The organism is Bradyrhizobium sp. LTSP857, assembly GCF_000938285.1.
Classification (GTDB): Bacteria; Pseudomonadota; Alphaproteobacteria; order Rhizobiales; family Xanthobacteraceae; genus Bradyrhizobium.
Genome location: NZ_JYMS01000026.1, coordinates 455,219 through 473,388, shown reverse-complemented (window position 1 = coordinate 473,388; position 18,170 = coordinate 455,219). Strand labels below are relative to the sequence as shown.

Annotated in this window: 17 protein-coding genes; 6 read left to right on the top strand and 11 right to left on the bottom strand. The window is 63.9% G+C overall.

Annotated elements, in window-relative coordinates; genetic code table 11:
• Positions 1-957: 957 nt before the first annotated feature.
• Together UP06_RS16375 and UP06_RS16370 are read right to left on the bottom strand one after the other, a co-directional pair.
• Entirely contained in the window at positions 958-1,494 is a 537-nt protein-coding gene (locus tag UP06_RS16375; protein WP_045003841.1) for an REP-associated tyrosine transposase, read from the bottom strand.
• Positions 1,495-1,549: 55 nt separating this feature from the next.
• Entirely contained in the window at positions 1,550-2,227 is a 678-nt protein-coding gene (locus tag UP06_RS16370; protein WP_045003840.1) for a DUF3800 domain-containing protein, read from the bottom strand.
• 605 nt (positions 2,228-2,832) lie between these two features.
• On the opposite strand from UP06_RS16370, the gene purD reads away from it, so the two are divergent.
• Together purD and UP06_RS16355 are read left to right on the top strand one after the other, a co-directional pair.
• A complete protein-coding gene (gene purD, locus UP06_RS16360) occupies positions 2,833-4,116 on the top strand; it encodes a phosphoribosylamine--glycine ligase (RefSeq protein ID WP_045003838.1) in 1,284 nt (427 codons plus the stop codon).
• Between the two features lie 167 nt (positions 4,117-4,283).
• On the top strand, positions 4,284-5,189 hold the full coding sequence (locus UP06_RS16355) for an alpha/beta fold hydrolase (RefSeq protein WP_045004234.1): 906 nt from the start codon (positions 4,284-4,286) through the stop codon (positions 5,187-5,189).
• On the opposite strand, the gene UP06_RS16350 is transcribed toward UP06_RS16355, so the two are convergent.
• Complete coding sequence (locus tag UP06_RS16350) at positions 5,186-5,644, bottom strand: nucleoside deaminase (protein ID WP_045003837.1); 459 nt, start codon at positions 5,642-5,644, stop codon at positions 5,186-5,188. The genes UP06_RS16355 and UP06_RS16350 overlap by 4 nt on opposite strands.
• A 119-nt stretch (positions 5,645-5,763) precedes the next feature.
• Here UP06_RS16350 and UP06_RS16345 point away from each other — a divergent pair, with 119 nt between their 5' ends.
• Both UP06_RS16345 and rsmD read left to right on the top strand, forming a co-directional pair.
• Positions 5,764-7,860 carry a pseudouridine synthase gene (locus UP06_RS16345; RefSeq protein WP_045003836.1) on the top strand — a complete coding sequence of 699 codons (2,097 nt, stop codon included), beginning with the start codon at positions 5,764-5,766 and terminating at the stop codon, positions 7,858-7,860.
• A 2-nt stretch (positions 7,861-7,862) separates the two neighbouring features.
• Positions 7,863-8,417: a 16S rRNA (guanine(966)-N(2))-methyltransferase RsmD gene (gene rsmD, locus UP06_RS16340; RefSeq protein ID WP_045003835.1), complete on the top strand. Its 555-nt coding sequence runs from the start codon at positions 7,863-7,865 to the stop codon at positions 8,415-8,417.
• 111 nt (positions 8,418-8,528) lie between these two features.
• Here the strand turns inward: rsmD and mutL are convergent, their stop codons facing one another.
• Positions 8,529-10,340 carry a DNA mismatch repair endonuclease MutL gene (gene mutL / locus UP06_RS16335; RefSeq protein WP_045003834.1) on the bottom strand — a complete coding sequence of 604 codons (1,812 nt, stop codon included), beginning with the start codon at positions 10,338-10,340 and terminating at the stop codon, positions 8,529-8,531.
• 249 nt (positions 10,341-10,589) lie between these two features.
• Here mutL and UP06_RS16330 point away from each other — a divergent pair, with 249 nt between their 5' ends.
• The gene (locus tag UP06_RS16330) at positions 10,590-10,907 is read left to right on the top strand and encodes a ribbon-helix-helix domain-containing protein (RefSeq protein ID WP_045003833.1); all 318 of its coding nucleotides are present in this window, start codon (positions 10,590-10,592) and stop codon (positions 10,905-10,907) included.
• Positions 10,908-11,152: 245 nt separating this feature from the next.
• On the opposite strand, the gene UP06_RS16325 is transcribed toward UP06_RS16330, so the two are convergent.
• Genes UP06_RS16325 through UP06_RS16310 form a run of 4 tightly spaced genes read right to left on the bottom strand, consistent with a single transcriptional unit; the run spans position 11,153 to position 14,126 of the window.
• The gene (locus UP06_RS16325) at positions 11,153-12,721 is read right to left on the bottom strand and encodes a GMC family oxidoreductase (protein ID WP_045003832.1); all 1,569 of its coding nucleotides are present in this window, start codon (positions 12,719-12,721) and stop codon (positions 11,153-11,155) included.
• 30 nt (positions 12,722-12,751) lie between these two features.
• Positions 12,752-13,300, bottom strand: coding sequence for a twin-arginine translocation pathway signal (locus UP06_RS16320; protein WP_045003831.1), 549 nt, complete (start codon positions 13,298-13,300; stop codon positions 12,752-12,754).
• Between the two features lie 43 nt (positions 13,301-13,343).
• On the bottom strand, positions 13,344-13,739 hold the full coding sequence (locus tag UP06_RS16315; RefSeq protein WP_045003830.1) for a VOC family protein: 396 nt from the start codon (positions 13,737-13,739) through the stop codon (positions 13,344-13,346).
• Positions 13,740-14,126 (bottom strand): c-type cytochrome, encoded by a 387-nt coding sequence (locus UP06_RS16310; RefSeq protein ID WP_082081444.1) that lies wholly within the window; start codon positions 14,124-14,126, stop codon positions 13,740-13,742.
• A gap of 307 nt (positions 14,127-14,433) precedes the next feature.
• Between UP06_RS16310 and UP06_RS16305 the strand changes: the two genes are divergently transcribed.
• Positions 14,434-14,739, top strand: a complete 306-nt coding sequence (locus UP06_RS16305) for a hypothetical protein (protein WP_045003829.1) — start codon at positions 14,434-14,436, stop codon at positions 14,737-14,739.
• Between the two features lie 68 nt (positions 14,740-14,807).
• Here the strand turns inward: UP06_RS16305 and arfB are convergent, their stop codons facing one another.
• From arfB to UP06_RS16290, 3 genes are all read right to left on the bottom strand, one after another.
• A complete protein-coding gene (gene arfB / locus UP06_RS16300) occupies positions 14,808-15,230 on the bottom strand; it encodes an alternative ribosome rescue aminoacyl-tRNA hydrolase ArfB (protein ID WP_045003827.1) in 423 nt (140 codons plus the stop codon).
• Positions 15,231-15,347: 117 nt separating this feature from the next.
• Positions 15,348-16,739 (bottom strand): M16 family metallopeptidase, encoded by a 1,392-nt coding sequence (locus UP06_RS16295; RefSeq protein WP_502691258.1) that lies wholly within the window; start codon positions 16,737-16,739, stop codon positions 15,348-15,350.
• Positions 16,736-18,130: a M16 family metallopeptidase gene (locus tag UP06_RS16290; protein WP_502691564.1), complete on the bottom strand. Its 1,395-nt coding sequence runs from the start codon at positions 18,128-18,130 to the stop codon at positions 16,736-16,738. The genes UP06_RS16295 and UP06_RS16290 overlap by 4 nt, the downstream gene beginning before the upstream one ends.
• Positions 18,131-18,170 lie beyond the last annotated feature (40 nt).

Below are 18,170 nucleotides of genomic sequence, written 5' to 3'. Positions count from 1 at the left end.
AAATACGGCCACCATCAGGTCCGAGGCATCAAGGCGCCAACGCTGCTTTACTGGGTACAAAGTTTCGGGTTCTGGCGGTAGGACTGCCGCTGCGAATGAAATGATCGCGCGGCTTCGGGCTCTATTTAAATTTGGGTTTACGCTGCTTGAAGATCCAGAGTGCAAGCGTCTTACGGAAGTCCTTCGCGAGAGCCGGTTTGGCACTCAGGGACCACGTCTCGTGCAACTAACTGCCGAGCACGTCCAAGCAATCCGTCGCACTGCTCGCGAACACTTTGGTTGGTATTCGATAGCTCTCGTCCAAGCGTTTCAATTCGAATTGAGGCTTAGCCAAAAAGATGTAATCGGCGAGTGGGTTCCTATCGACGAGCCGGGAAGCTCCGATTTCGAAATCCATGGTAGGAAGTGGCTTCGTGGCCTACGTTGGTCCGACATCGATAAAAATTTGATCCTGCGGCACACGACAGGGTCAAGCGGCCGCCCGATCCAAGTCGATCTGAAGAAGGCTCCGATGGTGCTAGCGGAGATCAAGGCAATTGGCCTCGACATTTTGGCCCTTCCATCATCCGGCCCAATCATCATAAACGATGTTACCGGCTTACCTTGGTCCACGACCGAATTCCGCAGAAAGTGGAGATTGGTGGCTAAGGAAGCCGGGGTACCTGATGTGGTAAAGAACAGGGACAGCGTTCCAACGGGGACAATAGTGGGCGGACCGGATCAGGCTCCAGTGTCGCAGCGGATTACGCTTGCGCGCATTGGTCAAAGTTTGAGAAGGGGTCGTCGCTAGAAGGGCAGCGTCGAGGGGGTGTGCCCTTGCCCCTCAAATGATTAGGGGCGTGCGCGATGCGCAAAGAACATCGCCAACCGGCTTCGGCATCGGTCTACGCCATGGCTGGCGCGCTGCTCACGGAAGCTCGTAGGATGGGTTGAGCCCTTGCGAAACCCATCGCTTCTCTATCCCCGTTCTCCGTAATCGCGGCCGTCATCCGACTGATCGCCGGCCCAATCGGCCGGGTAATTGCCGAGCTTTACGTGGCGATGAAACGAGGAGGGCGCCCAGTCACGTACTCTGTCGACGAGCCCGTGCTTGACCGGATTGATATGAACGTAGTCTACATACCGCGCGAAATCGACTTCGTCGCGAATGGTATGCTCCCAATATCTACGTTGCCAGATGCCCCGTTCGCCTTTGGCCGCGCGGCTTCGGGATATCCTCTCGCTGCGCGCCAGACCGCGCGAAAAGGTGGATTTGATCAACTGCCAGCGCATTGCAAAATCGGCATCACCTTCCGGTAACGTCCACACCGTGTGAAGGTGATCAGGCAGCACCACGATGGCATCGATCGTGAATGGATGGCGTCGGTGCGTTTCACGAAATGCCGTGCGCAACAACCCGATATGATCCGTCAGCAACGCTAGCTTCCGCTCCGCCAGGTTGACGGTGAAGAAGAAACACCCACCCGAAACGAAGTTGCGGCGGTACGAGGTCATGACGGGACGTTACCACGAAACAAGTGCGATGGGTTTCGCAAGGGCTCAACCCATCCTACGGGCTTATGTCTCGCCAGCGAAACGACTCAAAGTGCGGGTTCGTGACGGGATTCTCGCGATCCAGTAGCCATTGCTGACCAAACTGAAACGTCTCCGTCGCAATCATGTCGCCTGCTTGCAGGGCTATCACCTTTGATACCGGTGCGAACCCGACGTTCGCGAACTCCGGTCGGTCCTTATTATTCTGCAGGTAAGTGCATACGAACATCTCGACGCGGTCGCGGATGCCCTCATCGAAGAAAACCCAAGTTTGCTCTCCCGGCTTACGCCACTTGATGATGTCCGATACTGAGTTCAGGCATTTATAGAGCAGAAATTCGAGAGGATGACCGAGCTGCTCGGCTGCGTCGCCGGTCACCAACTCGTCCCACGCCGCGTTATCAACTGCTGCCGCTACGGTCACCAAGCCAGTATCAAGAATAACCTGCCGAAATAGATAAGTCAGGTGGTCTCGCTCGGCGAGACTGTAGTTCTCAAATTCATCACGACCGGCCCGACACGGCGACAGATGGAACTGCTTAAGCGGCCTTTTGCCCGGCAGAGGCTCTATCAGCAGCGCTTCCCAAGCCACGGCGAAGACATCCCACTGAGGTTCCGTCCCCAACACGCCGCCAATGGTCATCACCGGCGACCCAGCATGCGTTCCACTATCGTCGAAGAATGCTCCCAGCATGTCACTTCCGTCATCAGCTAGAATCGAATTCTATCGCCAACTCTTCCAAGCCAACCAAGAAGCCCCCACAACCACTAACGGGGTCCATAGCGACATGACGAACAGGTACACGTAGCTTGGCCATTTCCCGTAGGCTTTGACCAGCACGGGGACATGGTCGAGTAGCTCGCCCAAACCCGGCCTTATGAGTGGTAGTTTCCGCATAACCTTCAATCCCACATCCTGCTCTGAAGGGGTGCAAATTCCCTTTGCCAAATGCGCAACCGCGACCGTATCGAGCTTCCGCTCCAAAATCTGGAGAAGTCTGCCAGCGACGCTGGGGATTCTGCCAGATCCTGTTGTCCGTCCGGCACCAATCTTTGGCCGAGATTCGCCAAAACGCCCGCTACCACCAGACACGGTAAGGCCTATGGCGAGCCGTCAACCGTAGCAACGCACGCGGCCCAATCGGACTATCCAAGCCGCGCGCCACCTTCTCCCACAAGAGGAAGGAAGAAGACTTCGCCGCGCCCTGAATGACGGGGAGTTCGGGTTCATCCCCCCTTGAGGCCCACGCCGATTCGTGCGACCTCCGCCCCAGCCAAACCCCTCATTCTGAGCCTCGTATGCACATTCTCCTGCTCGGTTCCGGCGGCCGCGAACATGCCCTGGCGTGGAAGATCGCAGCTTCTCCCCTGGTGACCAAACTCTGGTGCGCGCCCGGCAATGCCGGCATCGCGCGCGAGGCGGAGTGCGTGGCGCTCGATGTCGCCGACCATGCCGCCGTGATCGACTTCTGCAAGACCAACGCCGTCGCGCTCGTGGTGGTCGGGCCGGAGACGCCGCTGGCGGCCGGTATCGTCGACGATCTCACCGCGGCCGGCATCAAGGCGTTCGGGCCGAACAAGATCCCCGCCCAGCTCGAAAGCTCGAAGGGTTTTACCAAGGCGCTGTGCACTGAATTCGGCATTCCGACCGGGGCCTACAAGCGTTTCACCAACGCCGCTGACGCGCGTGCTTACGTCCAGAGCCAGGGCGCGCCGATCGTGGTGAAGGCCGACGGTCTCGCCGCCGGCAAGGGCGTCGTCGTCGCCAAGACCGTGCGCGAGGCCGAGGACGCCATCGCCATGATGTTCGAGGGCGCCTTTGGCGAGGCCGGCGCTGAAGTCGTCATCGAGGAATTTCTGCCCGGCCGCGAGATCAGCTTCTTCGCGCTCTGCGACGGCGAGACCGCGATCCCGCTGGCCTCCGCTCAGGACCACAAGCGCGTGTTCGACCATGACGTCGGCCCGAACACCGGCGGCATGGGCGCCTATTCGCCGACGCCGCTGGTGACGCCGGCGATCCACGACGCGATCATGGCAAAAATCATCCTGCCGACGGTGGCCGGCATGAAGCAGCGCAGCACGCCGTTCCGCGGCATTCTCTACGCCGGCATCATGCTGACCACGCAGGGTCCAAAGCTGTTCGAGTTCAACGTCCGCTTCGGCGATCCCGAGTGCCAGGTGCTGATGCTGCGCATGATGTCGGACATCGTGCCGGCGTTCCTTGCCTCCTGCGACGGGCAGTTGAAGAACTTCGATCTGCGCTGGTATCCGGAATCCGCGCTCACGGTGGTGATGGCGGCGAAGGGCTATCCCGGCGACTATCAGAAGGGCACGCGCATCGAGGGGCTCGATGACGCCGCTGGGGTCAACACCGTCGAGATATTCCACGCCGGCACAATGGCGAAGGACGGTGCGATCCTCGCCAATGGCGGCCGCGTGCTCAATGTCTGCGCGCTGGGGGCGACCGTGACCGAGGCGCAGGCGCGCGCCTACCAGGCCGTCGACCGCATCAACTGGCCGGACGGCTTCTGCCGGCGCGACATCGGCTGGCAGGCGGTGGAAGCGGAGAAGGCCAGGAGCTGACAGCGGTTTTTGCGCTGCGCGCGCAATGCTGTCCGCGTCATCGCGCCGCCACATCCACATTCCAAAAATGCGCAATCGGCTGTTGGGGTTAGCATCCCTCACCGGGACCGCCGTGCTACTGTGCATGGGGTTGTTTTCGACATTTTTGTTCGGAGCTGATGGAACTCATGTCCGATCTCGCCGACCTCTATCCCGGCTTCGCCTCCGAATGGATCAACACCTCGTTCGGCCGCATCTTCGCGCGTGTCGGCGGCAAGGGGCCGCCGCTGCTTCTGCTGCACGGCTTCTCCGAGACGCATGTGATGTGGCACCGCGTCGCGCCGCAGCTCGCTGACAAGTTCACGCTGATCATCGCCGATCTGCCGGGCTATGGCTGGTCCGACATGCCCGACAGCGACGCGCTGCATATGCCCTACAGCAAGCGCGCGATGGCGAAGGCCATGGTGGAAGCGATGGAGAGCCTCGGCCACGTGCACTTCGCGCTCGCCGGCCACGACCGCGGCGGCCGCGTCTCCTATCGGCTCGCGCTCGACCATCCCGGCCGGCTGTCGCGGCTCGCCGTGCTCGATATCCTGCCGACCTATAATTACTGGGAGCGGATGAACCGCGCCTACGCGCTCAAGATCTACCATTGGACTTTTCTCGCCCAGCCCGCGCCGCTGCCGGAGACGCTGATCTCGGGCCAAGGCGAGTTCTTCCTGCGCTTCAAGATGGCGAGCCAGACCAAGTCGAAGACGCTGGACGCCATCGACAAGCGTGCGCTGGAGCACTACATCGCGCCGTTCCGCGACCCCGCCCGCGTGCATGCGATGTGCGAGGACTACCGCGCCGGCGCCTATTTCGACTACGACCTCGACAAGGCTGATTTCGAGGCCGGCAAGAAGATCACCATTCCGATGCTGGCGCTGTGGGGCGGCGTCGGCATTGCCCAGGCCGCCGCGACGCCGCTCGACATCTGGAAGCAGTGGGCCACCAATGTCGAAGGCCAGCCGGTGGATTCCGGCCACTTCCTCACCGAGGAGAATCCGGACGTCACCGCCAAGGCGCTGCGGGAGTTTTTCGCGGAAGGTTAACGCCGCTCCCGAAAGAAGTCCTTGAGCAGCCGCGCCGCCTCGCTTTCGCCGACGCCGGAATAGACATCCGGGACGTGATGGCAGGTCGGCGAGGTGAAGAACCGGACGCCGGACTCCACCGCGCCGCCCTTGGGGTCGGCGGCGCCGTAATAGAGCCGCCTGACCCTTGCAAAGGAGATCGCGCCCGCACACATGGTGCAGGGCTCCAGCGTCACGTAGAGGTCGCAGTCGACCAGGCGCTCGCTGCCGATTTTCCTGGCCGCCTCGCGCAGCGCAATGATCTCGGCATGGGCCGTGGGGTCGTAATCGGTCAGGGTCCGGTTGGCGGCGGTGGCGATCACTTCGTAATTGCGGACCACCACGCATCCGATCGGAACTTCGCCCGCCTTTCCGGCATTTTCGGCCGTTTTGAGCGCCAAATCCATGAAAGAGGGGGCTTTCAAGCCTCGTATCATCGCCAGAAACCTGCTAGTAGCTGCGCCTTCAGCAGAAGTGCTTACCGAATTTGCCTGAGCATGCGGCTCGAAACGAGCGCGCACAATGCTTTCTGGCCACCCCCTGAGTGAGATTATTCATGCCTCGCGATAGCGACAAAGACAACGATTCCCGCGGCCGGCGAGGCCCGACCAAAGGACGCCCGGCCGGAGGCCCGCCGAAGGGCCGATCCGGCAAGCCGCGTGGCCCCGAGAAGAAGTTCGCCAAGCGCGGCCCCGACAGCAAGGGCGACGCCCGCCCGCCCCGTGGCGACAGCCGTCCGTTCCGCCCTCGCGCAGAGGGCGATGCCCCGCGCCGCGACTTCAGCGACCGTCCGAAATTCAAGCGCGACGACCGTGGTGGCGAGGAGCGCGGCGAGCGCAGCGTCAAGCCGCGCGGCGACCGCCCGTCTTCCGATCGTTCGTCCCGTGATGGCGAGAAGCGCCCGTTCAAGCCGCGTGGCGACCGTCCGTCCTATGCGCGTGACGACCGCCCGCCGCCGCGCAGGGATCGCGATGACTCCCGTCCGGCCGGTCGCTTCGGCGACAAGAAGTTCGGCGACAAGCGGCCCTACGCGCCGCGAGGTGATCGCCCGGAACGCAAGTTCGACGGCGAGCGGAAATTCTCGCGGGGCGCGCCGGATCGCAGCGACCGCCCGCGCGATCATGGCGAACGCAGCGATTCCAAGCGCTCTGATTCAAAGCCTTGGCAGAAGCGTGATGCGGCGCCGCGCGGCGACCGTCCGCCGCGCAAGGATTTCAGCAAGGGCCCGCGCAAGGATTTCGGCGGCCCTGATCGCAGCGGAGACAAGCCCTGGCAGAAGCGCGAGGGCGGCAGCGGCGATGACCGTCCGCGTTTCTCGCGTTCGCGCGACGATCGTCCGTCGGGCGATCGTCCGTTCCGCGAGCGGCCCAAATTCGATCGCCCGCGCGAGGATCGTCCCAAATTCGACCGGCCCCGTCGTGACGGCGATGGCGAGCGTGGTGGGCGCGGTGGCGACCGCCCGAAATTCGACCGTCCGCGCGAGCGCTCCGAAGGCCGTTCCGACTGGCACGAGCATCCGCGCAGCGAAGGTGGCTTCGGCGATCGTCCCCGCCGCGAAAACGAGGATGAGAGCAGGATCTTCGAGAAGCGTCCGGCCTTCGGTGGCCGCGGCGCCTATCGCGAGCGCGATCGTGATTCTGACCGCCGGCCGCGGCGTGAAGAGGAGCCGAAGCCGAAGAAGGCCGGCGAGCGCATCGCCAAAGTGTTGGCGCGGGTGGGGCTTGCCTCGCGCAGGGATGCCGAGGAGATGGTCACGCAGGGCCGCGTCAGCGTTAACGGCCGCGTCATTAATTCGCCGGCGCTCGACATCACCAAAAACGATGTCGTCACTGTCGACGGCAAGCCGTTGCCGGAGCGCGAGCGCACGCGGCTGTTCCTCTACCACAAGTCGCGCGGCCTGATGACGACGCATGACGACCCCGAGGGCCGTCCCACCGTGTTCGACAATCTGCCGGAAGGCCTGCCGCGCCTGATCTCGATCGGACGGCTTGACTTCAACACCGAAGGGCTGTTGCTGCTCACCAATGACGGCGGGCTCGCGCGCACGCTCGAACTGCCGGATACCGGCTGGCTGCGCCGCTACCGCGTCCGTGCCCACGGCGAGGTCACGCAGGCCCAGCTCGACCAGCTCAAGAACGGCATCGAGGTCGAGGGCGTCAAATACGGCCCGATCGATGCGACGCTGGAGCGCGACCAGGGCGCCAATGTCTGGCTGGTGTTCGCGATCCGCGAAGGCAAGAACCGCGAGGTGCGCAACGTCTGCGCTCATCTCGGGCTCGAGGTGAATCGGCTGATCCGCGTGTCCTACGGGCCGTTCCAGCTCGGCGAGGTCCCCGAAGGCCAGGTCGAGGAGATCAAGTCGCGCGTGCTGCGCGACCAGCTCGGCGACAAGATCATCGAGAAATCGGGCGCGCAGTTCGACGTGCCGCAGAAATCATCGTCAGGCGACGACGATAGCGCGCCGCGCGAGAAGAAGCCTGCCACCAAGCGCGACGTGATCAACGATCGCAAGGGTCGCCGCGTGCTGGTGCAGCGCACCGGCAGCGATGAAGCCCGCGAGCGCAACGAGGCCGAGGTCAACGGCTACGGCCCGCCAAGGCGTCCCAAGCGCGGCTATCACGGCAAGCGCGATCTGACGCCGAAGGAGGACTAGGGTTGCGCGTCGTTGGCGGTCGTTTGAAGGGGCGTAATCTGGCCTCACCGTCCTCGCGTGACATCCGCCCCACCGCGGATCGCCTGCGCGAGTCCGTGTTCAACATCCTCGTGCACGCCTATGACGATCCGATTCAGGACGCGCGCGTGCTCGATCTCTTTGCTGGTACCGGTGCGCTCGGCATCGAGGCGGCCTCACGTGGTGCGAAGTTCACGCTGTTCGTCGACAATGGCGCCGAGGCGCGTGCGCTGTTGCGCAACAATGTCGAAGCGCTGGGCTTGGGCGGCACGACCAAGGTGTACCGCCGCGACGCGACCGATCTCGGCCCGGCGCATCCGGTCGAGCCGTTCTCGCTGGTGTTTCTCGATCCGCCCTACAGCAACGGTTTTGCGGAGAAGGCGCTCGCGAGCCTGCGTGATGGCGGCTGGCTTACATCGGGCGCGCTGCTCGTGGTCGAGGAGGCGAAGGCTGCGCAATTCGTTGCGCCGGAGGGCTTCGAGGAATTGGAGCGGCGCGCCTATGACGACACGGAGTTCGTGTTTTTGAAGAGGCCGTAGCCTCGCTGCCGTAGGGTGGGCAAAGCGAAGCGTGCCCACCACTTCTGTCGCAATCATGGAAAGATGGTGGGCACGTCGCTTCGCGCCTTTGCCCACCCTACGGCATCCAGCTTATCGTCTTCCGAACAGCTTCTCCACATCTGCGAGCTTCAGCTCGACATAGGTCGGCCGGCCGTGATTGCACTGGCCGGAGTTCGGCGTCTCTTCCATCTCGCGCAGCAGCGCGTTCATTTCCTCCGGCCTGAGCCTGCGGCCCGCGCGCACCGAGCCGTGACAGGCCATGGTGGCGGCGACGTGCATCAGGCGGCGCTCCAGCGGCAGTGCCTCGTCCCATTCGGCCATATGCTCGGAGAGGTCGCGCAAGAGTCCGCCGGCATTGGTCTTGCCAAGCAGCGACGGCGTCTCGCGCACTGCCACCGCACCCGGGCCGAAGGATTCGATTGCGAGCCCGAACGATGTGAGCTCCTCGCTGCGTTCAAGCAGCCGCTCCACCGTGGCCTCGTCCATCTCGACGATCTCGGGAATCAGCAGGATCTGCCGCTGCACACCATTTTCGGCGAGCGAGGCCTTCAGCCGCTCATAGACGATGCGTTCATGGGCGGCGTGTTGGTCGACGATGATGAGGCCGTCGCGAGTCTGCGAGACGATGTAGGTCTCGTGAAGCTGCGTGCGCGCCGCGCCAAGCGGACGATCGACCAGATCGGCTACGGGCTGCGTCTCGAACCGCACGTCAGCGCTCGGCGCGCCGACGTCGAACGTGGCTTGCGCGCGCTCCGCGAAAGCAGGCGCGGCGGACCCTTCGAACGATGGCCGCGGCCCGGTCGGAGCGGACGGCGACTGACGCCAGTCCCAGCTCGCCGGGCGGGGCGTGAAAGCGGGCCGGAACGCGGACAATGCGCTCTCGCCGCTATTGGCCGCGGTGCGCCGACCCTCGCGCGCCAGCGCTTCCTTCAATCCATGCACGATCAGTGCACGCACCAGACCCGCATTGCGGAAGCGCACCTCGGTCTTGGCCGGATGCACGTTGGCGTCGACCTCGCGAGGATCGAGCGTGACGAACAGCGCCAACACCGGATGGCGGTCGCGCGGTAGATAGTCGGCATAGGCCCCGCGCACCGCGCCGAGGATCAGCTTGTCGCGCACCGGGCGGCCGTTGACGAAGAGATATTGTCCGAGTGCGTTGGCCTTGGTCAGCGCGGGCGCAGCCGCGTAGCCAGCGACGACAACGCCATCGCGTTCGGCATGGACCTCGATGGCGTGGCTGCGGAACTCCGCGCCCAGGATATCGCCGAGCCGCGTCAGGCGTCCGGCGGCGCCCGGCAGGGCGGCTGCCCAGGTCACCGGCGTGCGCTCCTCGCCGGCCAGCGTGAAGGCGATATCGGGGCGCGCCATCGCGAGCCGCCTGACCACCTCGCGAATGGCTTCGGCCTCGGTACGGTCGGTCTTCAGAAATTTCAGCCGCGCCGGTGTCGCGTAGAAGAGATCGTTGACCTCGACGCGCGTGCCATGGGCCAGCGCCGCCGGCATGATCTCGGACTTCTCGCCGCCCTCGACATTGAGCGCCCAGGCATGCGGCTCGCTCGCATGCCGCGTCGTGATCGATAGCCGCGCCACCGAACCGATCGAGGGCAGCGCCTCGCCGCGGAACCCGAGCGTGCGGATTTGCAGGAGATCTTCGTCGTCGAGCTTGGAGGTGGCGTGGCGCTCCACGGCGAGCGACAGATCCTTTGCGGTCATGCCGCCGCCATCGTCGGTGATGCCGATCCGGCGACGCCCGCCGCCATCAGTGAAGACGTCGATCCGGCTCGCGCCGGCATCGATCGCGTTCTCGACCAGTTCCTTGACCACGCTTGCGGGACGTTCGACCACTTCGCCGGCGGCGATGCGGTTGACGACCTGCTCTGGCAATTGGCGGACGGGCATGAACTCGATCTTGGGCTCGGTCTGAGATTCGCGGACGCGCTATTCTATGCCGTGTTGCGTCAAAAGCATGTGTTGGGCAACAGGAACGTGGCGGGCTGGGGAAGAGGGGTGTCTATCACATTGAAGACGCTGGACGTTCGAGAAAATCGCAAGCCGGCGACTGCTCGATCTTCGGCCTCGCTCCTGATTGTGAGGTGCCGGGCACGGGTGTAGCATCGTGAAAAAACGGCAACAGGACGGGAGGACGCCATGTGCCATTTGTTCGCGCACCAGCCCCAACGCGACTACGAATCCCAGACCCGCTCGTTGCGGATCGGTGGTCACTGCACCTCGATCCGGCTGGAAATGGCGTTCTGGGACACGCTAGAGCAGATCGCGGCTAGGGAGAGCATGAGCCTCGGCAAGTTCCTGACCACGCTCTACAACGAGGTGCTCGACCATCACGGCGAGGTCAACAATTTCGCCTCGCTGCTGCGGTGTTCATGCCTGATTGATCGCTCGCGAAACGTGGTGCAGGTGCAGGAGTTCAAGGGCAACGTCACGGCCATTCTCGACGCGGCCGAATAGCTGTCCCAACAGAAGTGCGTAGCCCGGATGGAGCGCAGCGCAATCCGGGATTCAGCTCATCGGAGAGCCCCCGGATTACGCTTCGCTCCATCCGGGCTACGACATTCCATCCGCCGTCATTGCGAGGAGCTCTTGCGACGAAGCAATCCAGACTGTCGCCGCGGAGGGATTCTGGATTGCTTCGCTTCGTTCGCAATGACGAGGAGAGAGCGGTATGCTCCATGCCGAGCAGATGACGTCGGAGATCAAATCTCCTTCTTCTGCATCGCACCCGCAATGTAGTCGGCCTGCCGGATCGCCAGCGCGACAATGGTCAGGGTCGGGTTGCAGGCCGCGCCGCTGGTGAACTGGCTGCCGTCGGAGACGAACAGGTTCTTGACGTCGTGGCTCTGTCCGAACTTGTTGACCACGCCGTCCCGCGGCTTCTCGCTCATCCGGTTGGTGCCGAGATTATGCGTGCTCGGATAAGGCGGCGTCGGATAGCTCACGGTGGCGCCGACGGCGTCGTAGACCGCCGCACCCTGCTTGTAGGCGTGGGCGCGCATCGCGACGTCATTGGGATGATCGTCGAAGTGTACGCTGGCGACCGGTTGGCCGAACTTGTCCTTCACGCTAGGATCCAGCGTGATGCGGTTGGTCTCCTGCGGCATGTCCTCGCCGACCAGCCACATGCCGGCCATCCGCGGATAGCCGTCGAGCGCTGCGGTGAACGGACGGCCCCAGGCGCCGGGGTTGAGGAACGCCGCCATGAAGGGCAGCCCGATCGAGAGCGTCTCCATCTCATAGCCACCGACGAAGCCGCGCTTCGGATTGTTGGCGGCCTCGTCACGGATGATGCCGGCCATGGTGGTGCCGCGATACATGTGCACCGACTTCTCGAACACGGCGTAGACGCTGCCGGTCATGTGACGCATGTAGTTGCGGCCGACCTGTCCTGATGAATTGGCGAGACCATCGGGGAACATGGTGGAGGCACTGTTCAGCAGCAGCCGTGGGCTCTCGATCGAATTGCCGGCCACCGCGACGATCCGCGCCTTCTGGCGCTGCATCGCCCCGCTCTCGTCGGCATAGACCACGCCGGTGACCTTGCCGCTGGCATCATGCTCGATCTTGACCGCCATGCTGCTCGGCCGGACCTCGAGATTGCCGGTGGCCTCGCCCTTGGGAATCTCGGTGTAGAGCGTCGACCATTTCGCACCGGATTTGCAGCCCTGGAAACAGAAGCCAATCTGCTGGCACGAGCCGCGTCCGTCGCGCGGCTGGCTGTTGATCGCCATGTTGCCGGTGTGGACGGTCTTGTAGCCGAGCTTCTTGGCGCCGGCCTCCAGCACCCGGAAATTGTTGTTGCCGGGAAGTCCGGGAATGCCGTTGGTGCGGGTCACGCCCATCTTGTTCTCGGCCTTGGCGTACCACGGCTCCATCTCGGTGAGCGTGACCGGCCAGTCCAGCAAATTGGCGCCGGGAATGGTGCCGTAGGTGCTCTTGACCCGATACTCGTGCTCGTCGAAGCGCAGCGACGCGCCGGCCCAATGGATGGTCGAGCCGCCGACCGCCTTGACGATCCAGGCGGGGAGACCCGAGAAGTCCTTGGCGACGCGCCACGTTCCTGATGTGGTGCGCGCGTCCGTCCAGGCGAGTTGGGAAAAACTATCCCACTCGTCGTTGATGAAATCCTGGTTCTCGATGCGTGGGCCGGCTTCGAGGATGACGACCTTGACGCCCTTCTGCGCCAGTTCGTTGCCCAGTGTGCCGCCGCCGGCGCCGGAGCCGACGATCACCACAACGCCGCTGTCGTTCAGATCGAATTTTGCCATTTGCGTTCTCCTGAACCGTTGGGGTGCGCCTTAAGCCTTCGGCAGCCAGTCGATGTCGGCAAAGCCGCGGTTGATGTACCCGCCATGCTCGGCGGACGAGCCCTCGTAACCGAACCGTGGCCAGACCTCTTTCTGGTTGTAGAGCGAGACGATGAGGTCGCCGCGCACCTTTTGGAAGAAGTCGCTCTGCTCGATCTCCTTCAGCAGCACCACGCGATCGGATTCCCAGGGCACCTCGGCGTAAGCCACCTTATGGCGGTCGCGCGCGTTCTGATCGAGCCTGGTGATGCCGTCGCTGATGAGGGACTTGACGGAGGCATCCTTGGCCGCCTTGCCGTCCCACGGCTTGATCGCGGTGATGTAGTAGCTGTCGCCGAGGACATCGTGCGGATAGATATCGCGCGCGACCTTCACTAGCGTCTTCATTGTCGCAGGCGAAAGCGCGGTCGCATCATCGGCCCATGCGCCCTCGATGCTGACGGCGACGCTGGTCGCAACGGCTGCGACCGGCACGGCGGTCGCCGCGCCCTTGAGAAAGACGCGGCGGCTGTGCTTGCTTCGACGATCGACTTCTCTCATGGGTTTCCTCCGTTGATTTTGTGATTTGGATTTTTTGATTGGGTTAGTTGAAACGTCCGCCTCGCTGGATCACTTCGATCTTGTAGCCATCGGGATCGCTGACGAAGAAGAAGCGCGCCAACGTCTTGCCATCATGCTTGAAGTCGCGCAGCGGCCCCGGTGCGAGCTCCTCGCGCGCGAAGCGCGCATGCTCGGCATCGAGATCCTCGACCACCACGGCGAGATGGCCGTAGCCGTCGCCGAGCGCGTAGGGTTCCCTACGATCGAAATTGACCGTCAGCTCCACCTCGAAAGGGGAGGACGGGTGACGCAGATAGATCAGGGCAAAGTCCGCGAATTTCAGGTGGTCCGCGACTTCGAGGCCGAAGGCGCGCTTGTAGAAGTCGAGCGCGCGGGCTTCGTCGAGTACGCGGATCATGGAATGGACAGGCTTGGCCATTCAGTTCTGCTCCTTGAGGTAAGTGATGATGGCGGCGCGCGTCTCCGGTTTGGCCTGGCGATATGCCATGACGACGCCGGGAATGACGGCCTGCGGATTGGTCAGCCACGCATCGAGCCTGGTCTCGTCCCAAGCAAAGTCTGCTTTCGCGAGGCCGTCGGAGTAATGAAACCCTTCGACCTTGCCGGCCGGCCGTCCGACGATCTTGACCAGCGGCGGACCTTGCCGCATCGGTTCCAACAGGTTGGTGGTGTGACACACCGCGCATTGTTGCTTGAACAGCGTCGCGCCATCCGGTGGTTTCGCTGCCGGCAACGGCATCTGCGCGTCGGCGACCCGCGCCAACAGCACCACTGCGGTGCACAATCCCAACACGGCTGCGCGCATCGCGAAAGCTCGCTCATCCACAAATCAACGTCGACGCGCAAACTCTAGGCGGCGCCAAACATGCGGTGGTAGTAGCGGGCTGTTTCGCTGCAAGCGGAGATGCTCTTGATGTGCGTTGTTCCGCGTTGCCGCATATGCGGAGCACAATTCCGCGAAACCGCCTCGAAATCCCTAAACGATGACCACACGAGGCGGATTGCATCGCGACCGCGCCGTTCGAACTCTCGACGCGATGAACTGGTCCGGTGCAGGCGGGCGGCGCAGGACGCAGCCGACCTGTTCATTGCGAAAAATCCAGGAGAAATGGATGAAGTTGGTGAAGACCTCTGCAATCGCATGCGCTCTCTCGGCCCTCATTGCGACGCCCGTTTTCGCGCAAGGCGCGTCATCTGGCACCAAGCCTGGCGGCACCGTGCAAAGCAAACCCATGCAGGGGGGCGCGTCAGCCAGCGAAGATGAGGATCTCGGTGCGCAGCAGGGAGCTGCGGGTGAGAAGGTGGGCATGAAGTCGACCAAGGGGACGAAGGGCACGGTCGGCACCACCGGCAGCGCAACGCACAAGGGGGCGGTCGAGGATTCCGCCTCAGGCACCAGCACCGGCAAGCGTTACTGACCCCACCCGACACAGCAAACCTCCGGTCGCCCGGCGGCCGGAGGTTTCTTGGTCAATGTCCTGGTCAATCAGTCGTCGAAGCCGCGGCCGCCACCGCGGCCAGCCTTGACGTCGCTGCGGCGCTTCTTGCCCTCGAGGCGGCGCTGCTTGGAGCCAAACGTCGGCTTTGTCGCACGCCGCGGCGTCGGCCGTATCATCGCCTCACTCAGGATATCGACGAGCCGGTCAATGGCGTCCTGGCGATTGCGCTCCTGGGTGCGGAAGCGCTGGGCATGGATCACGATCACGCCGTCCTTGGTCATGCGTTGGCCGGCGACCCGGGCGAGCCGGATCGCCGCATCTTCCGGGATGGTCAGCTTGCGCGCGTCGAAGCGTAGCTGGGCCGCGGTCGACAATTTGTTGACGTTCTGCCCGCCCGGGCCGGAGGCGCGGACAAAGCCGATCTCGATGTCGTCCTCGTCGATGACGAGATCGCGGGATATCCGCAGCATGGGAGCACCATTCGTGATGTCCGGACATATCCCGGACGTCCATTTTCGGCAATGGCGTGCCATTAGAAACGCAAATGGCCGGGCAAGCCCGGCCATTTCAGGGAAGCGTACAGAACGTCAGTTCGACTTCGTCGCCGGCGCTGCCGCCGGTTGCGCGGCGGCCTGCGGGGCGCGGCCGACGATGACGGTCAAAAGCCCCTGGCCCCAGAGCCGCTTGGCCGCGGCCTTGGCGTCGTCCAGCGTTACGGCGTCGACGATGGCGTTGCGCTTCTCGATATAGTCGATCGGCAACTTGTCCTGCTGATATTGCAGCAGTGCCTGCGCGAGCTTGGAGGAGGTATCGAGCGCCAGCATCTGCGAGCCCTTGAGGTAGGACTTGGCCTCGTCGAGCTCCTTCTGCGTCGGGCCCTCGTCGGCGATGCGGCGTACTTCCTTCTCGATCGCGTCCATGGTGTCGCCGGCGCGGTCGGCGCGCGTGCCGGTGTTACCGATGAAGACCGCCGAATGCTCCATCCAGAGCAGCGATTCGAACACCGAATAGGCGAGGCCGCGCTTCTCGCGGACCTCGTGATAGAGCCGGGAGGACAATCCGCCGCCACCAAGGATATGGTTGACGACATAGGCCGCCATGAAGTTCGGATCGCTGCGCTTCACGCCGGGGCCGCCGAAGGTGATCACGGTCTGCGGCACGTCGAGCGGCACGAAGGCGCGTTGCGGCGGCTTTGCGGCCTCGATGTCGGGGACCGCTGTGAGAGTGGCTTTGGCAGGCAAGCTGCCGAACGTGTGGTCGAGCAGCTTGCCGAGGGTGGCCGGATCGACGTCGCCGACGACCGCGATCTTCAGCGTGTCCTTGGCGAGCACGCGGCCGACATAATCCTTCATGTCGGGGACCGTGATGGTCGGTACGCTCTCCAGCGTGCCGGTGGTCTGCTGCCCGTAAGGGTGATCGCCGAACGCGATCTCCAGGAATTTGCGGCTTGCGAGCGAGCTCGGGTTGGTGGTCTCGCGGCGCAGCCCCGAAATGACCTGGGATCGGATGCGCTCGACGTCGGCCGTCTCGAAATGCGGCGAGGTCAGTGACATCCGCAACAGGTCGAAGGCCTCGTCCTTGTTGTCGCGCAGCATGCGCAGGCTGCCGCGGAAGGTGTCGCGGGTGGCGCTGAAGGAGAGCTCGATGGCGCGGCGGTCGAGCCGCTCGTGGAACGTCTTGGAGTCGAGATCGCCGGAGCCTTCGTCGAGGAGGTCGCCGACGAGATTGGCGACGCCCGGCTTGTCCTTGGGGTCCTGCGCCGAGCCGCCGGCAAAGGAATATTCCATGGCGATCAGCGGCACGGTCGCGTCCTGCACGAACCAGGCCTCGATGCCGCCGGGCGAGGTCAGGTGCTGGATCTTTGCGGCGGCCTGCGACGGCGAGACCGAGGCAAGCGCGAGCGCCGCGCCGGCGGCCAAGGAGAGCGCGAAGTGTCTTGTCCGCAGGAAGTGTCTTGCGCGAAGGAAAGGATGGTTCACGAACGCTTCTCCTCGCGCTTGGCGGGTGTGGTGTCCTTGATCAGATAGCCCGTCACCGAGCGCTTCTTCTCAAGCCATTTTTGCGCAGCTTGACGGACTTGTTCGCCGGTGACGGCGCGGATGCGGTCGGGCCAGCTTCGGATGTCCTCGATCGACAGGCCCGTGCTCAGCGCGCCGCCGTACCAGCGCGCCAGCACAGCCTGGTTGTCCTGGGCGTAGATCGCCTCGGCAATGAGCTGGGTCTTGACCCGCTCGAGATCCTCGGCGCGGATCGGGTTCGCCACGATGTCGGCGATGACGCCGTCGATCACCTGCTCGACATCCGCGAAGCTGACGCCGGGTCTCGGCGAGGCCGCGACTGCGAACTGGGTCGGGTCGAGCGAGACGCTCGAATAGCTGGCGCTGGCGGAGACGGCGAGCGGCTTGTCGACGACCAGCGCGCGGTAGAGGTAGGAATTGCTGCCGCTGCCCATCAGTTGCGCGAGCACGTCGAGTGCTGCGCTCTCGCCGGTCGCGGCCGTCGTTGCCGAGGGCGCCAGATAATAGCGCCGCAGGCTGGGCTGCTCGACGCGCGGGTCGGACAGCGTGACGGTGCGCGGTGCGGCCGGCTCCGGCTCCTGTGGGCGGATGCGCTGTGCGGGGATCGCCGGCTGGGCCGGGATCGGGCCGAAATTGCGCTCGACCAGCGGGCGGATGTCGGCGGCCTCGACGTCGCCGGCGATCACCAGGATCGCGTTGTTCGGCGCGTAGAACCGGCGGTAGAAGGCGAGCGCGTCCTCGCGATTGAGCTTCTCGATCTCCTGGTGCCAACCGATCACCGGCCGGCCATAGGGATGGTTGAGATAGAGCGCGGCCATGACCTGTTCGTTCAGGCGCGCGTCGGGGCTGTTGGCGACGCGCATGTTGTACTCTTCGAGCACGACGTCGCGTTCAGGCAGCACGTTCTCGTCCTTGAGGATCAGGCCGGTCATGCGGTCGGCCTCGAACTCCATCATGGTCGGCAATTGCTCGCGCGGTACGCGCTGGTAGTAGTTGGTGTAATCGACCGAGGTCGAGGCATTCTCGTTGCCGCCGACGCGGAGCACGGTCTGGGAGAATTCGCCGACCGGATGCTTCTCGGTGCCCTTGAACATCAGATGCTCGAGGAAATGGGCAAGGCCCGATTTGCCCGGCGTCTCGTCGGCCGAGCCGACCTTGTACCAGATCATCTCCGTGACCACGGGCGTGCGGTGATCGGGGATCACCACGACCTGGAGGCCGTTGCTGAGCGTGAAGCTGGCGGGCGGGGCCGATGTTACGGTGGTCTGAGCGAAGGCGGCGCCGGTCGCAAGAACACTGGACGAAAGCAGCGCGGCGATAAGGCAGGCAGCCGATCGGTAAGAGGACATCATCATCCTTATGAAAGGCCGAGCCCGGACGTCCGGCTCGGAG

What these genes read in the sequence shown, in the direction of transcription:
- UP06_RS16355 (WP_045004234.1), top strand. Translation starts at nt 4,284, where the DNA reads ATGTCCGATCTCGCCGACCTCTATCCCGGCTTCGCCTCCGAATGGATC.
- UP06_RS16375 (WP_045003841.1), bottom strand. Translation starts at nt 1,494, where the DNA reads ATGACCTCGTACCGCCGCAACTTCGTTTCGGGTGGGTGTTTCTTCTTC.
- arfB (WP_045003827.1), bottom strand. Translation starts at nt 15,230, where the DNA reads ATGCTGCGGATATCCCGCGATCTCGTCATCGACGAGGACGACATCGAG.
- UP06_RS16305 (WP_045003829.1), top strand. Translation starts at nt 14,434, where the DNA reads ATGAAGTTGGTGAAGACCTCTGCAATCGCATGCGCTCTCTCGGCCCTC.
- mutL (WP_045003834.1), bottom strand. Translation starts at nt 10,340, where the DNA reads ATGCCCGTCCGCCAATTGCCAGAGCAGGTCGTCAACCGCATCGCCGCC.
- UP06_RS16315 (WP_045003830.1), bottom strand. Translation starts at nt 13,739, where the DNA reads ATGGCCAAGCCTGTCCATTCCATGATCCGCGTACTCGACGAAGCCCGC.
- UP06_RS16350 (WP_045003837.1), bottom strand. Translation starts at nt 5,644, where the DNA reads ATGATACGAGGCTTGAAAGCCCCCTCTTTCATGGATTTGGCGCTCAAA.
- UP06_RS16370 (WP_045003840.1), bottom strand. Translation starts at nt 2,227, where the DNA reads ATGCTGGGAGCATTCTTCGACGATAGTGGAACGCATGCTGGGTCGCCG.
- UP06_RS16345 (WP_045003836.1), top strand. Translation starts at nt 5,764, where the DNA reads ATGCCTCGCGATAGCGACAAAGACAACGATTCCCGCGGCCGGCGAGGC.
- UP06_RS16330 (WP_045003833.1), top strand. Translation starts at nt 10,590, where the DNA reads ATGTGCCATTTGTTCGCGCACCAGCCCCAACGCGACTACGAATCCCAG.
- UP06_RS16320 (WP_045003831.1), bottom strand. Translation starts at nt 13,300, where the DNA reads ATGAGAGAAGTCGATCGTCGAAGCAAGCACAGCCGCCGCGTCTTTCTC.
- UP06_RS16310 (WP_082081444.1), bottom strand. Translation starts at nt 14,126, where the DNA reads ATGCGCGCAGCCGTGTTGGGATTGTGCACCGCAGTGGTGCTGTTGGCG.
- purD (WP_045003838.1), top strand. Translation starts at nt 2,833, where the DNA reads ATGCACATTCTCCTGCTCGGTTCCGGCGGCCGCGAACATGCCCTGGCG.
- UP06_RS16325 (WP_045003832.1), bottom strand. Translation starts at nt 12,721, where the DNA reads ATGGCAAAATTCGATCTGAACGACAGCGGCGTTGTGGTGATCGTCGGC.
- UP06_RS16290 (WP_502691564.1), bottom strand. Translation starts at nt 18,130, where the DNA reads ATGATGTCCTCTTACCGATCGGCTGCCTGCCTTATCGCCGCGCTGCTT.